The 21,508-nt window shown below is 71.7% G+C and carries 23 protein-coding genes; 7 read left to right on the top strand and 16 right to left on the bottom strand.

Translation table 11 applies throughout. The features are described 5' to 3' along the window. Positions 1 to 7: 7 nt before the first annotated feature. A complete protein-coding gene (hisI, locus tag ACZ4MF_RS02300) occupies positions 8 to 421 on the bottom strand; it encodes a phosphoribosyl-AMP cyclohydrolase (protein WP_467488986.1) in 414 nt (137 codons plus the stop codon). 84 nt (positions 422 to 505) lie between these two features. Between hisI and ACZ4MF_RS02295 the strand changes: the two genes are divergently transcribed. Then, positions 506 to 1,141 carry a TIGR03085 family metal-binding protein gene (locus tag ACZ4MF_RS02295; protein WP_467488984.1) on the top strand — a complete coding sequence of 212 codons (636 nt, stop codon included), beginning with the start codon at positions 506 to 508 and terminating at the stop codon, positions 1,139 to 1,141. A 4-nt stretch (positions 1,142 to 1,145) separates the two neighbouring features. Further along, a complete protein-coding gene (locus ACZ4MF_RS02290; protein WP_467488982.1) occupies positions 1,146 to 1,541 on the top strand; it encodes a VOC family protein in 396 nt (131 codons plus the stop codon). 3 nt (positions 1,542 to 1,544) lie between these two features. Here the strand turns inward: ACZ4MF_RS02290 and ACZ4MF_RS02285 are convergent, their stop codons facing one another. The 10 genes from ACZ4MF_RS02285 to hisD form a co-directional block, all read right to left on the bottom strand. Next, the gene (locus tag ACZ4MF_RS02285; protein WP_467488980.1) at positions 1,545 to 2,789 is read right to left on the bottom strand and encodes an MFS transporter; all 1,245 of its coding nucleotides are present in this window, start codon (positions 2,787 to 2,789) and stop codon (positions 1,545 to 1,547) included. Between the two features lie 13 nt (positions 2,790 to 2,802). After that, positions 2,803 to 3,390 carry an ArsR/SmtB family transcription factor gene (locus ACZ4MF_RS02280; protein WP_467488978.1) on the bottom strand — a complete coding sequence of 196 codons (588 nt, stop codon included), beginning with the start codon at positions 3,388 to 3,390 and terminating at the stop codon, positions 2,803 to 2,805. 84 nt (positions 3,391 to 3,474) lie between these two features. Then, positions 3,475 to 4,230 (bottom strand): imidazole glycerol phosphate synthase subunit HisF, encoded by a 756-nt coding sequence (gene hisF, locus ACZ4MF_RS02275; RefSeq protein WP_356021082.1) that lies wholly within the window; start codon positions 4,228 to 4,230, stop codon positions 3,475 to 3,477. Between the two features lie 6 nt (positions 4,231 to 4,236). Continuing rightward, positions 4,237 to 4,632 (bottom strand): RidA family protein, encoded by a 396-nt coding sequence (locus tag ACZ4MF_RS02270; protein WP_467488977.1) that lies wholly within the window; start codon positions 4,630 to 4,632, stop codon positions 4,237 to 4,239. Continuing rightward, a complete protein-coding gene (gene priA / locus ACZ4MF_RS02265; protein WP_356021080.1) occupies positions 4,629 to 5,354 on the bottom strand; it encodes a bifunctional 1-(5-phosphoribosyl)-5-((5-phosphoribosylamino)methylideneamino)imidazole-4-carboxamide isomerase/phosphoribosylanthranilate isomerase PriA in 726 nt (241 codons plus the stop codon). Before priA ends, ACZ4MF_RS02270 begins: the two co-directional genes overlap by 4 nt. Positions 5,355 to 5,358: 4 nt before the next feature. Continuing rightward, complete coding sequence (gene hisH, locus ACZ4MF_RS02260; RefSeq protein WP_467488975.1) at positions 5,359 to 6,006, bottom strand: imidazole glycerol phosphate synthase subunit HisH; 648 nt, start codon at positions 6,004 to 6,006, stop codon at positions 5,359 to 5,361. After that, positions 5,997 to 6,161, bottom strand: a complete 165-nt coding sequence (locus tag ACZ4MF_RS02255) for a hypothetical protein (protein WP_356021076.1) — start codon at positions 6,159 to 6,161, stop codon at positions 5,997 to 5,999. The genes hisH and ACZ4MF_RS02255 overlap by 10 nt, the downstream gene beginning before the upstream one ends. A 4-nt stretch (positions 6,162 to 6,165) precedes the next feature. Next, positions 6,166 to 6,768 carry an imidazoleglycerol-phosphate dehydratase HisB gene (hisB, locus tag ACZ4MF_RS02250; RefSeq protein WP_467488973.1) on the bottom strand — a complete coding sequence of 201 codons (603 nt, stop codon included), beginning with the start codon at positions 6,766 to 6,768 and terminating at the stop codon, positions 6,166 to 6,168. After that, a complete protein-coding gene (locus ACZ4MF_RS02245; RefSeq protein WP_467488971.1) occupies positions 6,765 to 7,871 on the bottom strand; it encodes a histidinol-phosphate transaminase in 1,107 nt (368 codons plus the stop codon). Before ACZ4MF_RS02245 ends, hisB begins: the two co-directional genes overlap by 4 nt. Next, entirely contained in the window at positions 7,868 to 9,193 is a 1,326-nt protein-coding gene (hisD, locus tag ACZ4MF_RS02240) for a histidinol dehydrogenase (RefSeq protein ID WP_467488969.1), read from the bottom strand. Before hisD ends, ACZ4MF_RS02245 begins: the two co-directional genes overlap by 4 nt. A gap of 184 nt (positions 9,194 to 9,377) precedes the next feature. On the opposite strand from hisD, the gene ACZ4MF_RS02235 reads away from it, so the two are divergent. The 4 genes from ACZ4MF_RS02235 (at position 9,378) to ybaK (ending at position 13,407) form a co-directional block, all read left to right on the top strand. Beyond that, on the top strand, positions 9,378 to 10,955 hold the full coding sequence (locus ACZ4MF_RS02235; RefSeq protein WP_467488967.1) for an oxidoreductase: 1,578 nt from the start codon (positions 9,378 to 9,380) through the stop codon (positions 10,953 to 10,955). 134 nt (positions 10,956 to 11,089) lie between these two features. Further along, entirely contained in the window at positions 11,090 to 12,142 is a 1,053-nt protein-coding gene (locus ACZ4MF_RS02230) for a hypothetical protein (RefSeq protein WP_467488965.1), read from the top strand. Between the two features lie 11 nt (positions 12,143 to 12,153). Then, entirely contained in the window at positions 12,154 to 12,894 is a 741-nt protein-coding gene (locus ACZ4MF_RS02225; protein WP_362823618.1) for an LON peptidase substrate-binding domain-containing protein, read from the top strand. Between the two features lie 9 nt (positions 12,895 to 12,903). Next, positions 12,904 to 13,407: a Cys-tRNA(Pro) deacylase gene (gene ybaK / locus ACZ4MF_RS02220; RefSeq protein WP_467488963.1), complete on the top strand. Its 504-nt coding sequence runs from the start codon at positions 12,904 to 12,906 to the stop codon at positions 13,405 to 13,407. 40 nt (positions 13,408 to 13,447) lie between these two features. Here the strand turns inward: ybaK and ACZ4MF_RS02215 are convergent, their stop codons facing one another. From ACZ4MF_RS02215 to ACZ4MF_RS02200, 4 genes are all read right to left on the bottom strand, one after another. Beyond that, a complete protein-coding gene (locus ACZ4MF_RS02215; RefSeq protein WP_467488961.1) occupies positions 13,448 to 14,119 on the bottom strand; it encodes an AAA family ATPase in 672 nt (223 codons plus the stop codon). A gap of 34 nt (positions 14,120 to 14,153) precedes the next feature. Continuing rightward, entirely contained in the window at positions 14,154 to 14,975 is an 822-nt protein-coding gene (locus tag ACZ4MF_RS02210) for an ABC transporter permease (RefSeq protein WP_467488959.1), read from the bottom strand. 82 nt (positions 14,976 to 15,057) lie between these two features. Continuing rightward, positions 15,058 to 16,080 (bottom strand): ABC transporter ATP-binding protein, encoded by a 1,023-nt coding sequence (locus tag ACZ4MF_RS02205; protein ID WP_467488957.1) that lies wholly within the window; start codon positions 16,078 to 16,080, stop codon positions 15,058 to 15,060. Positions 16,081 to 16,109: 29 nt separating this feature from the next. Then, the gene (locus ACZ4MF_RS02200; protein ID WP_467488955.1) at positions 16,110 to 17,369 is read right to left on the bottom strand and encodes an NYN domain-containing protein; all 1,260 of its coding nucleotides are present in this window, start codon (positions 17,367 to 17,369) and stop codon (positions 16,110 to 16,112) included. Between the two features lie 227 nt (positions 17,370 to 17,596). Here ACZ4MF_RS02200 and ACZ4MF_RS02195 point away from each other — a divergent pair, with 227 nt between their 5' ends. Continuing rightward, on the top strand, positions 17,597 to 17,770 hold the full coding sequence (locus ACZ4MF_RS02195) for a hypothetical protein (RefSeq protein WP_177235455.1): 174 nt from the start codon (positions 17,597 to 17,599) through the stop codon (positions 17,768 to 17,770). Between the two features lie 83 nt (positions 17,771 to 17,853). Here ACZ4MF_RS02195 and dnaE read toward each other — a convergent pair whose 3' ends face one another. Then, complete coding sequence (gene dnaE, locus ACZ4MF_RS02190; protein ID WP_467488953.1) at positions 17,854 to 21,393, bottom strand: DNA polymerase III subunit alpha; 3,540 nt, start codon at positions 21,391 to 21,393, stop codon at positions 17,854 to 17,856. Positions 21,394 to 21,508: the final 115 nt, after the last annotated feature.

Here is a 21,508-nt window from a genome sequence, read left to right as displayed (position 1 = left end):
GCTGACCTTACTGATCGGAGCCGGCCGGGCCGGAATCGATGTCGCCGGCGCCGTCCTTGAGCAGCACGTCCTCGTCGAAGCAGGTGCGCGCGCCGGTGTGGCAGGCGGCGCCGACCTGGTCGACCTTGACGAGCACGGTGTCGGCGTCGCAGTCGAGCGCGACCGACCTCACCCACTGGAAGTGGCCCGAGGTGTCGCCCTTGACCCAGTACTCCTGGCGGCTGCGGGACCAGTAGGTGCAGCGGCCGGTGGTCAGCGTGCGATGCAGCGCCTCGTCGTCCATCCAGCCGAGCATGAGCACCTCTCCGGTGTCGTACTGCTGGGCGATGGCGGGGACGAGTCCGTCGGGGCTGCGTTTGAGGCGCGCGGCGATCTCCGGGGCGAGGCTGCTGGGCCGGGGCGTTCCGGTCGTGCTGGTCATGGGTGCCATTGTGCCGCGCGGCACCGACAACGCGGGGAGTACGTCCGCTGGGCGGACTTTCGGACCGGTCGTAGGCTGATTCCCATGTCGACCTTCGCCAAGCGTGAACGGCTGCTGCTCGCGGACCTGCTGGAGACCGTCGGACCGGACGCCGAGACCCTCTGCGAGGGCTGGCACACCCGGGACCTGGCCGCGCACGTGATCGTGCGCGAACGCCGCCCGGACGCGGCCGGGGGCACGCTGGTCAAGCAGCTCCTGCCGCGCCTGGAGAAGGTGATGGCCGAGTACGCCGCGAAGCCGTACGACGAGCTGATCCAGCTGATCCGCACCGGCCCGCCGCGGTTCTCGCCGTTCCAGCTGAAGCAGGTCGACGAGGCGGCCAACATCGTCGAGTTCTACGTCCACACCGAGGACGTGCGCCGGGCGCAGCCGGACTGGAGCGCGCGCGAGCTGGACCCGGTCTTCCAGGACGCCCTGTGGTCCCGGCTGGAGCGCACCGCGCGGCTGCTGGGCCGGGGGGTGCCGACGGGTCTGGTGCTGCGCCGCCCGGACGGGCAGACGGCGGTGGCGCACCGGGGTGCGCCGGTGGTGACGGTGACCGGCGAGCCGTCCGAGCTGCTCATGTTCGCCTTCGGCCGGCAGAGCGCGGCCCGGGTGGACCTGGAGGGCGACGCGGACGCCATCGAGAAGGTGCAGGGCACCAAGCAGCTCGGGTTCTGATGCCATGATCAAGGTCGCGATGACGGGTGTGTACGTGGACGACGTCGCGGCGGCCCACGCCTTCTACACGGACGTCCTGGGCTTCGAGACGCGGGTCCACCGGGACCTGGGTGACGACGCCCTGTTCGTCGCGGTCGGCGCGCCCGGGGCCCAGCCGGATCTCCAGTTGCTGCTGGAGCCCGGGCAGGGCCCGATCGCGCAGGCGTACCGCGGCGCGCTGTACGACGCGGGCATCCCGTGCATCGTCTTCTCCGTGGAAGACCTTCCGGCGGAGTACGTGCGGCTGCGCGCCCTGGGCGTCCGGTTCACGCACCCGCCGCAGCGGCAGGGGCCGGTCCTCGCGGCGGTGTTCGACGACACGTGCGGCAATCTGGTGCAGCTGATTCAGTCGCGGGAGTGATGTTCAGCGGGGCAGTTCGGCGGTGCGCAGGGCCGGTACGGCGAGGGCGACGACCCCGCCGAGTCCGCAGACGGCGGCGCTGACGACGTAGACCGGGCGCAGTCCCCAGGCTCCGACAGCGGCGGCGGCGAACGGCATGCTGAGCGGGGTGAGACCGAGGCTGACCAGGCTGGAGACGGCGGTGACGCGGCCCAGGAAGGCGGGGTCGGACCGGGTCTGGAGCAGCGCGCCGCACATCACCCCGCTCAGCCCGGTGAGCAGGCCGACGAGCAGGGCCGTACCGACGGCGGTCACCAGGGTGGGGGCATAGGCGAGGGCGCCGACGGCGATCGAGCCGGCGATGATCGTGCACCCGGCGACGAGTCCGGCGCGGGGCAGCCGCCCCCGGACGGCCAGCAGCAGCGAGGCGGCGCCCGCGCCGGTGCCGAACCCGGCGAGTATCCAGCCCATGCCGGAGGCACCCCAGCCGCGATGGTCGGCGAGCAGGGTCAGTCCGACGTTCAGGGGGCCGACGAACCCCAGGTCGCCGAGGGCGATGGCGAGCATCAGCGGGGCGAGGACGCGGTGACCGCGGATGTGGCGCAGCCCGGACCTGAGGTCCGCCCAGGCCGTGCCCTTCGGTGCGGCGTCCCGCGTCGGCAGGTCCCGTACGCGCACGCGGACCAGCAGCGGCACGGACACGGCGATGAGCAGCCCGGCGAGGGCGAACGCGGCCGGGGCGCCGCCGGTGGCCACCCCGAGCCCGCCGAGCGGGGCGCCGACGACGCTCGCGAACCGGATGGCGAGGCTGCGCATGCCCTGGACCCGGCCGAGCTGGTCCTGCGCGGTGAGCCTGGACGGCAGGGCGCCCACGGCGGGCACGAAGACGGCGTCGACGGCGCCGAAGACCAGCGCCAGCAGGGCGAGCGGCCACAGCCCCGGGCTGGTGAGGAACAGCAGGGCGGACACGGCGAGGACGGCCGCACAGCGCACGGCATCACTGCCGATGACCACCCGACGCGGCCCGAACCGGTCGGCGATCACTCCGCCGCCGAGCATCAGTACGGCCCGGGGCAGCGCGCTCGCCGACATCACGAGACCGGCCTGCGCCGGGGTTCCGGCCCGGACGGCGGCCCAGGACAGGGCGAGGTAGTAGACGCTGTCGCCCAGCATCGAGGAGGTGTAGGCGGCGAGCCAGCGGCGGACGTTGCCGTCGCGGTGGGCGGGCGTGGCGGTCGAGGTCGGCGGCGCGGCGAGCGTGGCGGTCACGGGAGGGGTCCTCTCAGACGCGGAACGGGAAGCCGTACACGTGCAGCGCGACATGCTCGCGCCCTTCGGTCTCGCCGGCGGCCTGATGGGCTCGCCCCTGCTCGTCGTAGCGCTTGAGCAGGTCGTGCAGGTCCTTCTTCAGCTCCGCCAGTTCCGCGGCGGTCAGCCTGAGCAGCGACTCGGAGTCATGGGCCGCCTCACTCCACTCCGGGCCCCAGTGGGCGCGCTCGTCCAGGTACCTCCGGTACATCTCGGCGCGCTGCTCCAGGAACATCCGGGAGGCCGCGAGATGCGCCGCCGCCTTCTCCGGGGCGTCCTGGAAGTCTCCGTCGCGGATGGAGACGCCGTCGGAGGACGGCTGCCACCAGCGCTCACGGCCGTCCGCGCTGCGCGACTCGGCCTCCTCGACCAGGCCGTGCTCGGCGAGCTTGCGCAGGTGATAGCTGACCAGCGAGACGGCCTCGTCGACCTGCTCGGCGAGATGGGAGGCGGTGGCCGTCTCGGCGACGAACAGCAGTCGGTAGAGCTTCATGCGCAGCGGATGCGCGAGCGCCTTGAGCGTGCCGACGTCGGTGATCCGCCGGTTCTCTTTGCTTGCCATGGGCACGACCGTAGATACGAAAGAGAAATTGCACAACAGATTTTGCGCAACTTCTCTTTCGCATCTACGAAGCCCGGCGCAGCGTCAGCGCACGGGGTGGCCGGCCTCCCGCAGGGTCTGCTTCACCTGGCCGATCCGCAGGTCGCCGAAGTGGAAGACGGAGGCCGCGAGCACCGCGTCCGCGCCCGCCGCGACGGCCGGCGGGAAGTCGGCCAGCTTGCCGGCGCCGCCCGAGGCGATGACCGGGACGGTGACGTGCTTGCGAACGGCCGCGATCATCTCCAGGTCGTAGCCGTCCTTGGTGCCGTCGGCGTCCATCGAGTTCAGCAGGATCTCGCCCGCGCCCAGCTCGGCCGCCCGGTGCGCCCACTCGACGGCGTCGATGCCGGTGCCCTTGCGGCCGCCGTGGGTGGTGACCTCGAAGGAACCCGACGCGGTGCGGCGGGCGTCCACCGAGAGGACCAGGACCTGGCGGCCGAAGCGTTCCGCGATCTCGCGGATCAGCTCGGGGCGCGCGATCGCGGCCGTGTTCACGCCCACCTTGTCGGCGCCCGCCCGCAGCAGCTTGTCCACGTCCTCGGCCGTACGGACGCCGCCGCCGACGGTCAGCGGGATGAAGACCTGCTCGGCGGTGCGGCGCACCACGTCGTACGTCGTCTCCCGGTTGCCCGAGGACGCGGTGATGTCCAGGAACGTCAGCTCGTCGGCGCCCTCGGCGTCGTACACCTTCGCCATCTCGACGGGGTCGCCCGCGTCGCGCAGGTTCTGGAAGTTGACGCCCTTGACGACCCGGCCGTTGTCCACGTCCAGGCAGGGGATGACTCGGACCGCCAGGGTCATGACTGCTCAGGCTCCTCTGAATGCTTCGAGTTCTACTTCGACCAGGATGCGCGGGTCGACGAAGCCCTCGACCACGAGAAGGGTCGTCGCCGGGCGCACGGAGTCGAACAGCTCCTTGTGGGCCCGGCCCGCCTCGTCGACGTCGCGCACATGGCTCAGGTACATGCGGGTACGGATCACGGACTCGATGCCGAGCCCGAACTCCTCCAGCGCTTCGAGGGCGTTGCCGAAGGCGACCTTGGTCTGCTCGTACGGGTCGCCCTCGCCGTGCAGCACCGTGCCCTTGAAGGACGTGGTGCCGCCCACCGACACCCGGTCCCCCGCCGCGACGGCGCGTGCGAAGCCGAAACTCTCTTCCCAGGGACTTCCGCTCTGCACCCGCCGCACGGCATCGGACGTCATGACGACACAGCCTCCAGGGCCTCTTCCAGGGTGAACGCCTTCGCGTACAGGGCCTTCCCGACGATGGAGCCCTCGACACCGAGGGGTACCAGCTCGGCGATGGCACGGAGGTCGTCCAGCGACGACACGCCGCCGGAGGCCACGACCGGACGGTCGGTGGCGGCACAGACGTTGCGCAGCAGCTCCAGGTTGGGGCCCTGGAGCGTGCCGTCCTTCGCGATGTCGGTGACGACGTAGCGGGCGCAGCCCTCCTTGTTCAGGCGGTCCAGCGTCTCGTAGAGGTCGCCGCCGTCACGGGTCCAGCCGCGGCCGCGCAGCGTCGTGCCGCGCACGTCCAGGCCGACAGCGATCTTGTCGCCGTGCTCGGCGATGACCTCGGCGACCCACTCGGGGGTCTCCAGGGCGGCCGTGCCCAGGTTCACCCGGGTGCAGCCGGTGGCCAGGGCGGCGGCCAGCGAGGCGTCGTCACGGATGCCGCCGGACAGCTCCACCTTGATGTCCATCGCCCGCGCGACCTCGGCGATCAGCTCGCGGTTGTCACCGGTGCCGAACGCGGCGTCCAGGTCGACCAGGTGCAGCCACTCGGCGCCGGAGCGCTGCCAGGCGAGGGCGGCCTCCAGCGGGGAGCCGTACGAGGTCTCCGTGCCGGACTCCCCGTGCACGAGGCGGACGGCCTGGCCGTCGCGGACGTCGACGGCGGGGAGGAGTTCGAGCTTGGCCATGTCTCTACAGGGTTCCGATCCAGTTGGTGAGGAGCTGGGCGCCGGCGTCGCCGGACTTCTCGGGGTGGAACTGGGTGGCCCACAGGGCGCCGTTCTCCACCGCGGCCACGAACGGCCTGCCGTGCGTCGACCAGGTGACCTTGGGGGCGGCGATCAGCGGGTTGTGCGACTCCAACTGCCAGTCGTGGACGGCGTAGGAGTGCACGAAGTAGTAGCGGGCGTCGGCGTCGAGGCCCGCGAACAGCTGGGAGTCGGCCGGGGCCTCGACGGTGTTCCAGCCCATGTGGGGCACGACGTCGGCCTCCAGCGGCGCGACCGTGCCGGGCCACTCGTCCAGGCCCTCGGCCTCCACGCCGTGCTCGATGCCGCGCGCGAAGAGGATCTGCATGCCGACGCAGATGCCCATCACCGGGCGCCCGCCGGACAGCCGGCGGTCGACCACCCAGTCGCCGCGCGCGGCGCGCAGGCCCTCCATGCAGGCGGCGAACGCGCCGACGCCCGGCACCAGCAGGCCGTCGGCGTTCATCGCCTTGTCGAAGTCACGCGTGATCTCGACATCGGCGCCCACGCGCGCGAGGGCGCGCTCGGCGGACCGGACGTTGCCGAAACCGTAGTCGAAGACGACAACCCTCTTGGGGGCGGTCAATTCCACACCCCCAGCCGCATGACGCCCGCGACGAGGCACATGGCCGCGCCGATGGAGAGCAGCACGATGAGGCTCGTGGGCATCTTCTGCTTGACGAAGGAGATGATGCCGCCGACCAGGAAGAGGCCGACGACGATCAGGATGGTGGAAAGGCTGGTCATGGGGTTACAGCGCGCCCTTCGTGGAGGGGAGGATGCCGGCCGCGCGCGGGTCGCGCTCGGAGGCATAGCGCAGCGCCCGGGCGAGGGCCTTGAACTGGCACTCCACGATGTGGTGCGCGTTGCGCCCGTACGGCACGTGCACGTGCAGCGCGATCTGCGCCTGGGCGACGAAGGACTCCAGGATGTGCCGGGTCATCGTCGTGTCGTACTCGCCGATCATCGGCGCCATGTTCTCGGGCTCGGTGTGCACGAGGTAGGGGCGGCCGGACAGGTCGACGGTCACCTGGGCGAGGGACTCGTCCAGCGGGACCGTGCAGTTGCCGAAGCGATAGATCCCCACCTTGTCGCCGAGGGCCTGCCTGAAGGCGGCGCCCAGCGCGAGGGCGGTGTCCTCGATGGTGTGGTGGGAGTCGATGTGCAGGTCGCCGTCGGTCTTCACGGTCAGGTCGAACAGACCGTGCCGGCCGAGCTGGTCGAGCATGTGGTCGTAGAAGCCGACGCCGGTGGCGATGTCGGTCCTCCCGGTGCCGTCGAGGTCGATCTCGACCAGGACGGACGTCTCCTTCGTCGTACGCTCGGTTCTTCCTACGCGACCTTCGCGAGTCATGCCTCAAGCTCCTTCTTGACTTCACGGACCGCGTCGAGGAACGCGTCGTTCTCCTGCGGGGTGCCGGCGGAGACCCGCAGCCATCCCGGTACGCCGTTGTCCCGGACCAGGACGCCCCGGTCGAGGATCTTCCGCCAGGCCTCGTGGGAGTCCGTGAACCGGCCGAACTGCACGAAGTTCGCGTCGGACTCGATGACGTCGTAGCCGGTCGCGCGCAGCTCGGCGACCAGCCGGTCCCGCTCCGCCTTCAGCTGCTCGACGTACTTCAGCAGGGTGTCGGTGTGCTCCAGGGCGGCCAGGGCGGTCGCCTGGGTGATGGCCGACAGGTGGTACGGCAGCCGGACGAGCTGGACGGCGTCCACGACCGCCGGGTCGGCGGCGAGGTAACCGAGGCGCAGGCCCGCCGCGCCGAACGCCTTCGACATCGTGCGGGAGACGACGAGGTGGGGGCGGCCTTCGAGGAGGGGCAGCAGCGAGTCGCCGTGGCTGAACTCGATGTACGCCTCGTCCACGACCACCATCGACGGCTTGGCCGCCTGGGCCGCCTCGTACAGCGCGAGGACGGTCTCGGGCGCAACCGCGTTGCCCGTGGGGTTGTTGGGGGTGGTGATGAAGACGACGTCGGGCTTGTGCGCGGCGATGGCCCGCTCGGCGGCGGCGAGGTCGATCGTGAAGTCCTCGTTCCGGGGCCCGGAGATCCAGCCGGTGCCCGTGCCGCGCGCGATGAGCGCGTGCATCGAGTACGACGGCTCGAAGCCGATCGCCGTACGGCCCGGTCCGCCGAAGGTCTGCAGCAGTTGCTGGATGACCTCGTTGGAGCCGTTGGCCGCCCAGACGTTCTCGATGCCGAGGGGGTACTTGCCCGTGTTCGTGAGGTACTTGGCCAGCTCGGCGCGCAGCTGGACCGCGTCCCGGTCGGGGTAGCGGTTCAGGTCGCGGGCGGCCTCGCGCACCCGCTCCGCGATCCGCTCGACCAGCGGCTCGGGCAGCGGGTAGGGGTTCTCGTTGGTGTTCAGCCGTACGGGGACGTCCAACTGGGGCGCGCCGTAGGGGGACTTGCCGCGCAGCTCGTCCCGTACGGGCAGATCGTCGATGCCGGTCACTTGCTCGTCGGTACCTTCCAGCCGAACCTCGCCTTGATCGCCGCGCCGTGCGCCGGCAGGTCCTCCGCCTCCGCCAGCGTCACCACGTGGGCGGCGACCTCGGCGAGCGCGTCCTTCGTGTAGTCCACGATGTGGATGCCGCGCAGGAAGGACTGGACGGACAGGCCCGAGGAGTGGCAGGCGCAGCCGCCGGTGGGCAGGACGTGGTTGGACCCGGCCGCGTAGTCGCCGAGGGAGACGGGGGCCCAGGGGCCGATGAAGATCGCGCCCGCGTTCTTCACGCGGTCGGCCACCGCGGCGGCGTCGGCGGTCTGGATCTCCAGGTGCTCGGCGCCGTAGGCGTCGACCACGCGCAGGCCCTCGTCCAGGCCGTCCACGAGGACGATCGCGGACTGCCGGCCCTCAAGGGCGGGCACGATCCGGTCCTCGACGTGCTTGGTGGCCTCGACCTGCGGCCGCAGCTCCTTCTCCACCGCGTCCGCCAGCTCGACGGAGTCGGTGACGAGGACCGCGGCGGCCAGCGGGTCGTGCTCGGCCTGGCTGATCAGGTCCGCGGCGACGTGCACCGGGTCGGCGGTGTCGTCGGCGAGGACCGCGATCTCGGTCGGGCCGGCCTCGGCGTCGATGCCGATCCGGCCGGTGAAGAAGCGCTTGGCGGCGGCGACCCAGATGTTGCCGGGGCCGGTGACCATGTTGGCGGCGGCGCAGGACTCGGTGCCGTAGGCGAACATCGCGACGGCGGTGGCGCCGCCCGCGGCGTAGACCTCGTCCACGCCGAGCAGGGCGCAGGCCGCGAGGATCGTCGGGTGCGGCAGGCCCCCGAACTCGGCCTGCGGCGGCGAGGCGAGCGCGATGGACGCGACGCCGGCCTCCTGGGCCGGTACGGCGTTCATGATCACGGAGGAGGGGTAGACGGACCGGCCGCCCGGCGCGTACAGCCCGACGCGCTCGACCGGCACCCACTTCTCGGTCACCGAGCCGCCCGGCACCACCTGCGTGGTGTGCGTGTCGCGGCGCTGCTCGCGGTGGACCAGGCGGGCGCGGCGGATGGACTCCTCCAGCGCGGCGCGCACGGCCGGGTCGAGGGCCTTGAGGGCATCGGTGAGGGCCTCGGCCGGCACCCGGACGGATTCCAGACGTACTCCGTCGAACTTCTCGGCGAAGTCGATCAGCGCCGCGTCGCCACGATGATGCACGGCCTCGCAGATCGGACGCACCTTCTCCAGGGCGGCCGAGACGTCGAAGTCGGCTCGGGGCAGCAGGTCGCGCAGGGCGGGGCCCTCGGGAAGGGCGTCGCCGCGCAGATCGATTCGGGAGATCACGGACTCAATTCTCTCAGACCGGGGTCGGGCACCGTGCGCGCGTATCAATGGCTGATACAGAACGTGGCCTGATTCGGAAGATCTCCTTCACCTCTAGTGTTCCAGCAGTCACTCAGCGGGCATGAACGGCTGTACGAAATGTCATGCGCGAGCGTCGTGCGCGAGGAAGAGAGAAGGAACGGCGGTGACCGAGGGGGCCGGCTTCGTCGCCGGGGACGTGCCGGACGAGCTGACGGCGGCCGAGGCGGGCATGTGGCAGGCCTTCCGCAACGGCAGTGTGTACGACCTGAACAGCGGCGACGCCGTCGTGGACGATCCGCACGGCGGGCATCCCTGGGGACCCGAGCGGACCGTGCGGGCCCGGATCGTGTGCTGGCTGCTGCTGGACGGGCCGCCGGCGCTCGCGGGCCGGGTGTCCGCGCTGAAGCTCGCCGGCGTGCGGATCACCGGCACGATGGAGCTGGCGGGCGGCCAGATCACGCCGTACGTCGAGCTGCGCGGCTGCCGCTTCGACGACGAGGTACGGCTGCCGGAGGCCCGGTTCACGACCCTGCGCCTGGTGAACTGCGCGGTGCCGCGCCTGGAGGCCGCCCGGGTGCACACCGAGGGCGATCTGCATCTGCCGCGCTGCCGCTTCCAGAACGGGATCCGGCTGACCGACGCGCACATCGGCACCGATCTGCTGCTCAACGAGGCGATCGTCTACCGCGACCACAGCGGCCGGTCGATCGCGGCGGACGGCATGACCGTCGGCCAGGACCTCCAGGCGGAGCTGCTGGAGTCGCACGGCGAGCTGAGCCTGCGCAGCGCCAAGGTCGGCGTGTCGCTCAGCCTGCGGGGCGCGAAACTCGCCAATCCCTACGCCCGGCTCGCCCTGAACGCACCGCAGCTGACCGTCGAGCGCACCCTGTACCTGACCCCGGCCGGCGTCGGCGGCGCGCAGCTGAGCGGCACGACTCCCGCGCGCGGGACGCGGATCCAGCGCTTCGAGTGCCGGGGCGGACTGCGGCTGGACGACGGGCGGTTCGGGGACGCCGTGGACCTGGAGCGGGCCCGCTTCGCCCTCACCGACGACCAGGAGCTGTCCCTGCGCCGGGTGCACACGCCCGAGCTGCGCTTCCTCGGCGACCGGCCGCAGCGCGGCAAGGTCCTGCTGTCCGGGGCGCGGATCGTCAACCTGGTGGACCGCGCGAGCGCCTGGCCGGGGACCGGGAACCTGCACATGGGCGGCTTCACGTACGAGAACCTCGTGCCGCAGGGCCCCTTCCCGCTGACCCGGCGCCTGGACTGGATAGCGGCGGCCACGGCGGAGTACGCCCCGGAGCCGTACGAGCGGCTGGCGGCGGTGCTGCGCGCGGCCGGCGAGGACGAGGACGCGCGCGAGGTGCTGCTCGCCAAGCAGCGCCGGCGCCGCGAGACGCTGCCACTGGCCGCGAAGTTCCTCGGGTACGTCCAGGACTGGACGGTCGCCTACGGCTACCGGCCGGGCCGGGCCGCGGTGTGGATGGCGGTGCTGTGGGCGGCGGGCACGCTGGCCTTCGCCCACGCGGACCACCTCCCGGCCAACCACGACGAGCACCCCTACTGGAGCCCGGCCCTGTTCACGCTGGACCTGCTGCTGCCGGTGATCGACCTGGGCCAGGTGGGCGAGTGGGAGCTGCACGGCGTCTGGGACTGGCTGAAGGCCGCGATGATCCTGCTCGGCTGGATACTCGCGACGACCGTGGCGGCGGGGGCGACGCGGCTGCTGCGGCGGGGCTGAGGGGACCCAGGAGGGCGTGGGCCACAGCCGATACCCAGACGAACCCGCACCTTTACCGCTCCTTGACCTCGCGCCGTACAACTTTCCTGGACTTCCCCGAACCCCCTGGCGCGCCCCCGACCTGCGGACTTTCAATGGTCGACACCATGGCTCCGCTGCCCTCGTTCATCCGCTGCGCCCTGATGAACAGACGCTCCGCGCGCCCGGCCGGCCGGCCCGAGGCCGGGGACGAGGCCGTACTCGACGCGCCCGACGACCGGCTCTCCCCCGCGCTGGTCGCGGCCGGCCGGGGCGAGTACGCCACGGCGGCCGCCCTGCTGACCGCCACCCGGACCGCGGCCGCCTGGGAGAGCCACGACCGGTACGTCCGGCACCTGGCCGCCTTCGCCCGCTCGCGCCCCGAGTGGTTCGACGCCTGGCACACGGCTCTCCCGCAGGATCCCGGCGTGCTGCTGGTCGGGACGCAGCTCGCGGTGGACCGGGTCTGGCCCTCCCCGGCCCGCGCCGAGCTGCTGCGCGAGGTGAGCCCGCTGATCACCGCCGCCGCCCGGGCCGACGACCGCGATCCGGTGCCCTGGCGGATCGCGCTGGACCACGCGCGCGGCTCCGGGGCCGGGCATCGCTATGTCGAGGAGCTGTGGGAGGCGGCCGTACGGCGGGCCCCGCACCACCACGGCTGCCATGTGGCCGCCCTGCGCTATCTGGGCACGTCCTGGCACGGCGCGCACCGCGAGTGCCTGGACTTCGCCGACCGGGCCGCGCAGGACGCGCCCGCCGACTCGCTGGTCCAGGCGCTGCCGGCCCGCGCGGCCCTCGGCTATCTGACCGACGGCTGTGGCCCCGAGGTGCCGCGCGCCCGGCTGGACGCGGCGGCCGACCGGGCCCTCGCCCTGTCGGAGCGCTTCCCCGCGGCCGACCCCTGGCCGGCCGGGATCCGCAACGAGCTCCTGTACGTCCTGCTGCGTCTGGAGCGGTGGCAGGACGCCCGCGCCCAGCTGGTCCTCATCGGCCCGTACGCCACCTCGTTCCCCTGGGACCGGTTCTCGGACGACCCGCTGGGCCACTTCCTGCGGCTGCGCGAGCACCTGCTGGCACCCGGTGCGCGGCCCCTGCCCGCGAGGCCGGCGCCCTGGTCCCCGGTCCCGCTCGGCGGGCACGAAGGACACGTTCGCGCCGGTGACCACTAGGCTGGGGCGCCGTGACCACCGTCCGTCTCCCGCTCTTCCCGCTGAACACCGTGCTGTTCCCGGGACTCGTGCTGCCGCTCAACGTCTTCGAGGAGCGCTATCGCGCCGTGATGCGCGAGTTGCTCAAGACACCCGAGGACGAACCGCGCCGGTTCGCGGTCGTGGCGATCCGCGACGGCTACGAGGTGGCGCCGAGCGCCCCCGGTATGCCGGACCCGACCGCGCAGCCGGAGCGCGGGCCGGCCGCGGGCTTCGGCCCGGACCCGCTCAAGGCCCTCCACACGACGGCCTGTGTGGCGGACGCGGCGACGATCCGGGAGCGGGCCGACGGCACGTTCGAGGTCCTCGCGACGGGCACGACGCGCGTGCGTCTGCTCTCGATCGACGCGTCGGGCCCGTTCCTGACGGCGGAGTGCGAGGAGCTGCCGGAGGAGCCGGGCGACGAGGCCGGCGCGCTGGCCGAGGGCGTCCTGCGCTCCTTCCGCCAGTACCAGAAGCGGCTGGCCGGCGCCCGTGAGCGCTCGCTGTCCTCGGGCGCGGAGCTGCCGGACGACCCGGGCGTGGTGTCGTACCTGGTGGCGGCCGCGATGGTCCACGACACCCCGACGAAGCAACGGCTGCTGCAGGCCCCGGACACCGCCTCGCGGCTGCGCGACGAGCTGAAACTGCTGCGCGCCGAGACGGCCATCATCCGTAATCTGCCCTCGCTGCCCGCGTTCGAGCTGACCCGGGCGCCGACGAGCCTGAACTGAGGAAGCCGGATGGCGAAGAAGCAGAAGAAGCCGCAGCAGTCCGGGGGAACGCCCGCGACGGTCGCCCTGACGTCGGCCGACGTGGACTTCACGGTCCACGCCTACGACCACGACCCCGCCCACCCCTCCTACGGCGAGGAGGCGGCCGAGGCGATGGGTGTCTCCCCGGACCGCGTCTTCAAGACCCTGGTCGCGGACGTCGACGGCGCTCTGACGGTGGCCGTGGTCCCGGTCTCCGGCTCCCTGGACCTCAAGGCGCTGGCGGCGGCGGTCGGCGGCAAGCGGGCGGCCATGGCCGACCCGGCCCTGGCCGAACGCACGACGGGCTACGTCCGCGGCGGCATCTCCCCGTTGGGCCAGCGCAAGCGGCTCAGGACGGTCCTGGACGACTCGGCGGAGGCGCACGCCACCATCTGCGTCTCGGCGGGCCGCAGGGGCCTGGAGGTGGAGCTGGCACCGGGCGACCTGGCGAAGCTGACGGACGCGGTGCTGGCACCCGTGGGACGAGGCTGACGAGCAGCGCTGCCGGCCGAGCGGGGAGGAAGGGGCCCGACTACGCCGGCGGCGCCCCGTAGGGGTCCTCGGTCATCGGTCCCGGCGGATACGGGAGCTCGGGGTCCCGGGGGCCGAAGGCCGCCGTCAGCGCGAGGTGGACGACCAGCGCGGCCAGCGGCCAGGCCAGCAGTGCCCCCTTCGCGCCCAGCTTCAGCGGCGCCGGGAAGGTGACTCCCTTCCCCACCTGCTGCGCGTGCGCGATCACGTCGGACGTGGGCCCGAGCCACACCCCGAGCCGCCACGCCAGCAGTGACGCGAGCAGCGCGCCGACGCCGAGGCCCACCACGGCCGGTACGCCCCCGCGTCGCCGCCACAGGAACAGGGCGAGCCCGCTGACCAGCCCGAGGCCCAGCGCCAGCAGGGTGAAGGTGCCGTCCACCCCGATGGCCTGCTCCCCCTCGCTGTCCTTGAGGTAGACCACCCAGCTCTTGTCCACCTCGTCGCCGACCAGCGGCACGTGCGGCGCCAGCCACCACCACAGCAGCCCCAGCAGCACCCCGCCCAGCGCCACGGCCACCGTGATGCCGGCGGCCTCCCGCAACTCGGTCTTCATTCCGGGCCCGTCCTCTTCGTACGTGCCCGCACCCGGCCCCGCGGCAGGCGGAACCTGCCAGGCGTGGTGCGCGGAGTCGTCGTGCGGCGGCGGTGGCGGAGTCAGCGGTGCGGTCACCCTGACATCGTGCCAGGTCGCGCTGTGCGCCGCGTCACCGGACGGCGGCCCGGCGGTACGCCCAGGTCGCCACGGCCAGCGAGACCACCCCGACACCGGCGCACACCCCCAGGTCGGCGAGGACGACGGACCAGTCCGGACGCTCGGCGAAGGTGCGGGCGTACGCCTCCACGCCGTACGTCGACGGCAGCAGATCGCGTGCGAGCCGGATGATCTCCGGCATCCGGTCGGCCGGCAGCACCCCGAGCAGCAGTGCCGCGGACATGCCCAGCTGACCGAGCAGCGTGGCCAGCTCGGGCCGCGGCGCGAGCAGCCCGCAGGCGGCGCCGAGCCCGGACAGCGCGGCACCGGCGAGCGGGATCACGAGCAGCAGGATCCACAGGTTGGACAGCGGCAGCCCGAACAGCGCGCACCCGAAGACGGCGGTCGCCAGGGTCCCCGGCACCGTGAAGGAGGCGTAGGCGGCCGCCGCGCCGAGCACCACCGCGGCCGGCGGCACCGGCAGCGTGGCGTAGTGGTCCAGGCCGCCGCTGGCCCGCAGCTGCCCGAAGTACTGGGAGAGCAGGTTCAGCGCGACGTAGGCGACGACCAGCACCGCCGACCCGGCCACCACGGACTGGGCCTCGGTACCGCTGTCGACGACGCCGCGCATCATCACCGCGATGCCGACGGACTGGAAGGTCGCCACGAACAGCAGCGGGATCCGCGCCACCCGGGCCCGGGACAGCTGCGCCCGGTAGACGGCCGCCAGCGACGGCCACAGCCGCGCGGGCGGACCGAGTCCGTCCGTGTCCCGTGCCGTCTCGGGCACGGCCGGGACACCGCCCGGCAGAACCTGGGCGGGTACGACACTCACGTCGAGCTGCTCCTCTTCCCTGCGGCCGTCGCGTACACCCCGTACGCCTCTACGACCGATACGCATGTCGCGGCCGGCGCGCTCATGCCTTCACCAGCCCCTGCCGGGCCGCACCGCCGAGCGCCAGGTAGACGTCCTCCAGGCTGGGCGTGGCGAGGGTGAAGTCGTCCAGCGCGGCGAAGGCGGCCCCGCCGGTCACGGTGGCGACGGCGGCCCGGGCCTCCTCGGGCGCGAGCCGCAGCGTCCAGCGCCGGCCGGACTCCGCCGCGCGCTCGCGCAGGGCGGCGACCTCGGGCACCTCCAGCGGTGCCCGCTCCCGCCACACGAGCTCGACCCGCACCTCGCCGGAGACCTGTTCCTTCAGCCCGGCCGGACTGTCGCAGGCGATGACCCGGCCCCGGTCGATGACGGCGACCCGGTCCAGGACGGTCTCGGCCTCGATGACGTTGTGGGTGACCAGCAGCACCGTCGTACCGCGCTCGGCGCGCCGCCGGTCCACGGCCGCCCACACCGCGCGCCGGGCCACCGGGTCCATGCCGGTGGTGGGCTCGTCCAGCACGAGCAGCGGGCGCCGGCCGACGAGGGCGGCGGCGAAGCAGGCGAGCCGGCGCTGCCCGCCGGAGAGCTTCTTCAGCGCCCGCCCGGCGATCGGCGCGAGCCCCAGCTCGTCCAGCACGGTGTCCCGCTCGGCCCGCGCCCGCCGTACGTCGAGGCCGCGCAGGACTCCGGTCGTCTCGACGGCGAGGGAGACGGTCAGCTCGTCCAGTGCGGAGGACTCCTGGCCGAGGTAGGCGAGCAGGCGCGCGGCGCGCTCGGGGTGGCGCACGATGTCGTGGCCCAGGATCTCGACGCTGCCGGAGTCCGGTCGCATGAGTCCGGTGAGCTGCCGTACGAGGGTGGACTTGCCCGCGCCGTTCGGCCCGAGCAGCCCGAAGACCTCGCCGCGCCGGACGCTCAGCTCGATCCCGTCGGTGGCCCGCACCTCGGGGGTGCCGGGGGTGCCGCGCCGTCCCTTGACGGCCGGGTAGGTCTTGGCGAGCCCGCGCACGCGTACGACCTCGTCCTCCCCGTCCTCCCGAGGGGCCTGTACCGCGCGCGTGTTCACAAGGGACGAGGGTACGGGGTCCGGGACCTTTACTCGCCTTTGGGGCCAGCCATGGGGGTTCCGCCCGGGTTCAGTCCCCCGGTGGGAGCGGGTTCCGTCCCCGCGGGCACGTCGATCTCCCGCCAGAAGCCCGCCCGAATGGCGTAACGGTCGTGCTCGTCGATCTGGTCGTCCTTGTGGGCGAGCAGCCCGAACCGGGCGGCGTAGCGCAGCAGCTCCCCGTCGATGCGGTGCGGGACGCGCGGGTACATCTGCGCCAGCTTCTGGAGGTGGCCCTGGTCGCCGAGGCGGGAGATCCAACGCCGGGCGAAGACCTGGCCCACCTCGTACGGGTCGCCGCCGACCGTCGTGATGTCCTCCTCGCGGTCGGCCCAGCGCTGCTCGGCGGTGGTGAGCTGGGCGAGCGTCGGCATGGCGGCGGCCTCGGGCGGCTCGGAGACCACGCCGGGGCGGTCCACCCAGCCCTTGTCGGAGGACCAGCGCAAGGTCGCGGTCGCCGGGTGCTGGGCGGGCTGGGTGCCGGGGGCGCGCAGGGCGGCGAGGTCCTTGGGGGTGGGTACGCCCTTGGAGGCGGCGGCCCGCTCCTGCGCGCCGTTGGCGCTCGCCGCGGTGGCCGGCGGCGGGCCCTGCTCGGCCGAGCGCTCGGCCGCGGCGGCGAGTGCGGACTCGGGCAGCGGCGCGGAGAGGATCGCGGCGATCTCGGGGCGGGGCACGGGCGGCGGGGCGCAGACGCCGGTCAGCTCCTTGGCGCGGACGGCCTGGGTGATCCAGGCGCGGTCCAGCACACGCCGTTCGTCGGCCTCGGCGACCAGATCCTCGGACTGGTTGTAGTCGCCGTCGGCGGCCTGGACGGCCCACAGGTGGACGGCGACGCCGTGCTCCTTGGCGGCCATCATGCCGGGCAGCAGATCGCCGTCGCCCGTGACGAGGACGACGTCGGAGCAGGCGCGGTTGCGGGCCAGCTCGGTCAGCTCGGCGTGCATGGCGGCGTCCACGCCCTTCTGCGCCCAGCGTCCGTCGCTGCGGGTGAGGGCGCCGAGCCGGACGGTGACCCGGGGCATGACGCGCAGCCGGCGGTGCTCGGGCTGGGGAACGCGGTCGGGGGCGCCGTCGAACCAGTAGATGCGCAGCAGCGGACGCTCGGTCTCGGCTTCCGCGCGCTCGCGCAGCGCCTGGATCAGCGCGGTGTGGTCGACGGTGATCCGGGACCGCGAGGGCTCACCGGCGAGGAGGCTGGCGGCTGCGCCCAGCAGATACCCGGCGTCCACCAGGACGATGCAGCGGTCCACGCGACTCACCCTCTTCCCGGGAGGCTTTGGTTTTCGGACTTCCTTCGAGTCTGCCCGACCACGCGGAGGTTAACGGCCGGAACTGGATCTTCGGCGTGGCGTTTCCGGCGCACGCACGCCCACCTGCCCTGTCACACACGGTAATTATCCGACATGCGCCTGATGTCGGCGTATGTGAATCTGAATCCGGCCCTGGCCCCTAGATCCCCCACAGGAGGCAGATCACCATGGCCAAGAACAAGAAGCAGGACCGAGGTCAGCAGCGCGCCTCGCAGGCCGAGCGCGGGCAGGAACAGGCCCAGAAGTCCTCGATGGAGGCGCGCAGCGAGCAGCACCTCTCCCAGGTGACGCCCGGGGACCTGGCGCGCAAGGGCAAGCAGAAGCGGTTCGGTCACAACTGACATCTGCATAAAGGGCACTTGAGCCCAGGCACACGACGAGGGGCGCACCCGCCACGGGTGCGCCCCTCGTACGTCTCCGCTCGCTAGCCCGCCAGGCAGGACGGGCCGAGCAGCACCTTCAGGTCGCCGAAGAGCGCAGGATCGGGCTTGACGCGGTGCCGGTCCAGGCGCAGCACGGTGGTCTTGCGCGGGCCCTGGAGCTTGATCCGGACCTCGCTGTCGCCCTTGTGGTGACTGAGGATCTCGCCGAGGCGGCTGACCATGGGCGGAGTGACCCTGGTGGCCGGGATGGTGAGGATCACCGGCGCGTTGGCGCCCGCGTTGGACAGGTCCGGGACCATCAGCTCCATCGCGACGAGCCGCGGCACGTCCTCGCGCTTGTCGAGGCGGCCCTTGACGAACACCACGGCGTCCTCGACGAGTTGGGTCGAGACCAGCTGGTACGTCGCCGGGAAGAACATGCACTCGATGGAGCCGGCGAGGTCCTCGACGGTGGCGATCGCCCAGGCGTTGCCCTGCTTGGTCATCTTGCGCTGGAGGCCGGAGATGATGCCGCCGATCGTGACGACCGCGCCGTCCGCGTGCTCGCCTCCGGTCAGTTGGGCGATACCCGCGTCGGCCTTGTCGGAGAGCACGTGCTCCAGGCCGAAGAGCGGGTGGTCGGAGACGTACAGACCGAGCATCTCCCGCTCCTGGGCGAGCAGATAGGTCTTGTCCCACTCCTCGTCGGTGAACTGCACGTCGAGTCCGAAGCCGGGCTCGTCGCTCTCCTCCTCGCCCATCCCGCCGAAGAGGTCGAACTGGCCCTCGGCCTCCTTGCGTTTGACCGCGACCACGTTGTCGATCATCGAGTCGAAGTGCGCGGTGAGGCCCTTGCGGGTGTGCCCCAGGGAGTCGAAGGCGCCCGCCTTGATCAGCGATTCCGTGGTGCGCTTGTTGCACGCGACCGCCTCGACCTTGTCGAGGTAGTCGGGGAAGGAGCTGTACTTGCCCTTGGCCTTGCGGCTCCTGATGATCGATTCCACCACGTTCGTGCCGACGTTGCGCACGGCTTCGAGGCCGAAGAGGATCACGTCGTCGCCCTGGGCGGCGAAGTTGTGCACCGACTCGTTGACGTTCGGCGGGAGCACCTTGATGCCCATGCGGCGGCACTCGTTGAGGTAGACGGCCGACTTGTCCTTGTCGTCCTTGACCGACGTGAGCAGCCCGGCCATGTACTCGGCGGGGTGGTTCGCCTTCAGGTAGGCGGTCCAGTACGAGACCAGGCCGTACGCGGCGGAGTGCGCCTTGTTGAACGCGTATCCGGCGAAGGGGACCAGCACGTCCCACAGGGCCTGGATGGCCTCGTCGCTGTAGCCGTTCTTGCGGGCGCCCGCCTGGAAGATGGTGAAGTTCTTCGCCAGCTCCTCGGGCTTCTTCTTGCCCATCACGCGGCGCAGGATGTCGGCCTCGCCGAGCGAGTACCCGGCGATGATCTGGGCGGCCTTCTGCACCTGCTCCTGGTAGACGATCAGGCCGTAGGTGACGGCCAGGACCTCTTCCAGGGGCTCCTCCAGCTCCTTGTGGATCGGGGTGATCTCCTGGAGCTTGTTCTTGCGGAGCGCGTAGTTCGTGTGCGAGTCCATGCCCATCGGGCCGGGACGGTAGAGCGCCGAGACGGCGGAGATGTCTTCGAAGTTGTCGGGCTTCATCAGCCGCAGCAGCGAGCGCATGGGGCCGCCGTCGAACTGGAAGACGCCCAGGGTGTCACCGCGCTGGAGGAGTTCGAAGGTCTTCGGGTCGTCGAGCGGCAGAGCCAGCAGGTCGAGGTCGATGCCCTTGTTGGACTTCACCATCTTGACGGCGTCGTCCATGATCGTCAGGTTGCGCAGGCCGAGGAAGTCCATCTTCAGCAGGCCGAGCGACTCGCACTGCGGGTAGTCCCACTGCGTGATGGTCACGCCGTCGGTGTGCCGCACCCAGATCGGGGCGTGGTCGACGATGGGCTCGCTGGACATGATCACGCCGGCGGCGTGCACACCCATCTGCCGCACCAGGCCCTCGACGCCCTTCGCGGTGTCGATGACCTTCTTGACGTCCGGCTCGTTCTCGTACATCCCCCGGATCTCGCCCGCCTCGTTGTAGCGCGGGTGCGAGGGGTTGGTGATGCCGTCGAGGTCGATGCCCTTGCCGAGGACGTCGGCGGGCATCGCCTTGGTGAGGCGGTCGCCCATCGCGTACGGGTAGCCCAGCACGCGCGCGGAGTCCTTGATGGCGTTCTTCGCCTTGATCTTGCCGTAGGTGCCGATCATGGCGACCTTGTCGGCGCCGTACTTCTCGGTCACGTACCTGATCACCTCGACGCGCCTGCGCTCGTCGAAGTCGATGTCGACGTCGGGCATGGAGACGCGCTCGGGGTTGAGGAACCGCTCGAAGATCAGGCCGTGCGGGATCGGGTCGAGGTCGGTGATGCCCATGGCGTACGCGACGATCGAGCCGGCCGCCGAGCCTCGGCCGGGGCCCACCGCGATGCCGTTCTTCTTGGCCCACATGATGAAGTCGGCGACGACGAGGAAGTAGCCCGGGAACCCCATCTGGATGATGACGTCCATCTCGTACTCGGCCTGCTTCTGCCGGTCGTCCGGGATGCCGCCGGGGAAGCGGCGCTCCATGCCCCGGCGGACCTCCTCCTGGAACCAGGTGACCTCGGTGTAGCCGTCGGGGATGTCGAACTTCGGCATGAGGTCGCGCTTCTCGAACATGCCGGTCGTGTCGACCATCTCGGCGACCAGGAGGGTGTTGGCGCACCCCTCCTGCCAGGCGTCCGAGGAGTCGATGGCGTACATCTCGTCCGTGGACTTCAGGTAGTAGCCGGTGCCGTCGAACTTGAAGCGGTCCGGGTCGGAGAGGTTCTTGCCGGTCTGGATGCACAGCAGGGCGTCGTGGGCGGCCGCCTCGTGCGCGTACGTGTAGTGCGAGTCGTTGGTGACCAGCGGGGGGATGCCGAGCTTCTTGCCGATCTCCAGGAGGCCTTCGCGGACCCGGTGCTCGATCTCGATGCCGTGGTCCATCAGCTCCAGGAAGTACCGGTCCTTGCCGAAGATGTCCTGGTAGTCGGCGGCGGCCTTCAGTGCCTCGTCGTACTGCCCGAGACGCAGCCGGGTCTGGAGCTCACCCGAGGGGCAGCCGGTGGAGGCGACGATCCCCTCGGACCACTGGGAGATCGTCTCCTTGTCCATCCGGGGCCACTTCTGGAGCCAGCCCTCGGCGTACGCGTCCGAGGAGAGCCGGAAGAGGTTGTGCAGGCCCGTGCTGTTCACGGCCCACATCGTCTTGTGGGTGTAACCGCCGGAACCGGAGACGTCGTCCCGCTTCTGGTGCGGCTGGCCCCACTGGATCTTGCGCTTGTTGCGCCGCGACTCGGGGGCGACATACGCCTCGATCCCGATGATCGGGGTGATTCCGGCTTTCTTCGCGGAGTGGAAGAAGTCGTACGCCCCGTGGAGGTTGCCGTGGTCGGACATGGCGATGTGCGTCATGCCCATCTCGTTGCAGGCGTTGAACATGTCCTTGAGCCGCGCGGCACCGTCCAGCAGCGAGTACTGGGTGTGGACGTGCAGGTGCGTGAAGGGCGGCTTTGACACGGTATGGCCTCCAACGGAAACGCTCGGCATGGGGCGGACGGGGAGTTCTGGGGTCAGCGGGAAGTCTATGCCTCGCCACTGACACGCACGGCCTCTTCGCGCGTACCTTCGGGCG

The sequence above is a fragment of the Streptomyces sp. NPDC025793 genome (assembly GCF_055558375.1).
The sequence above is the reverse complement of the archived record's forward strand: the minus strand, read 5'-3'. Positions and strand labels throughout refer to the sequence as shown.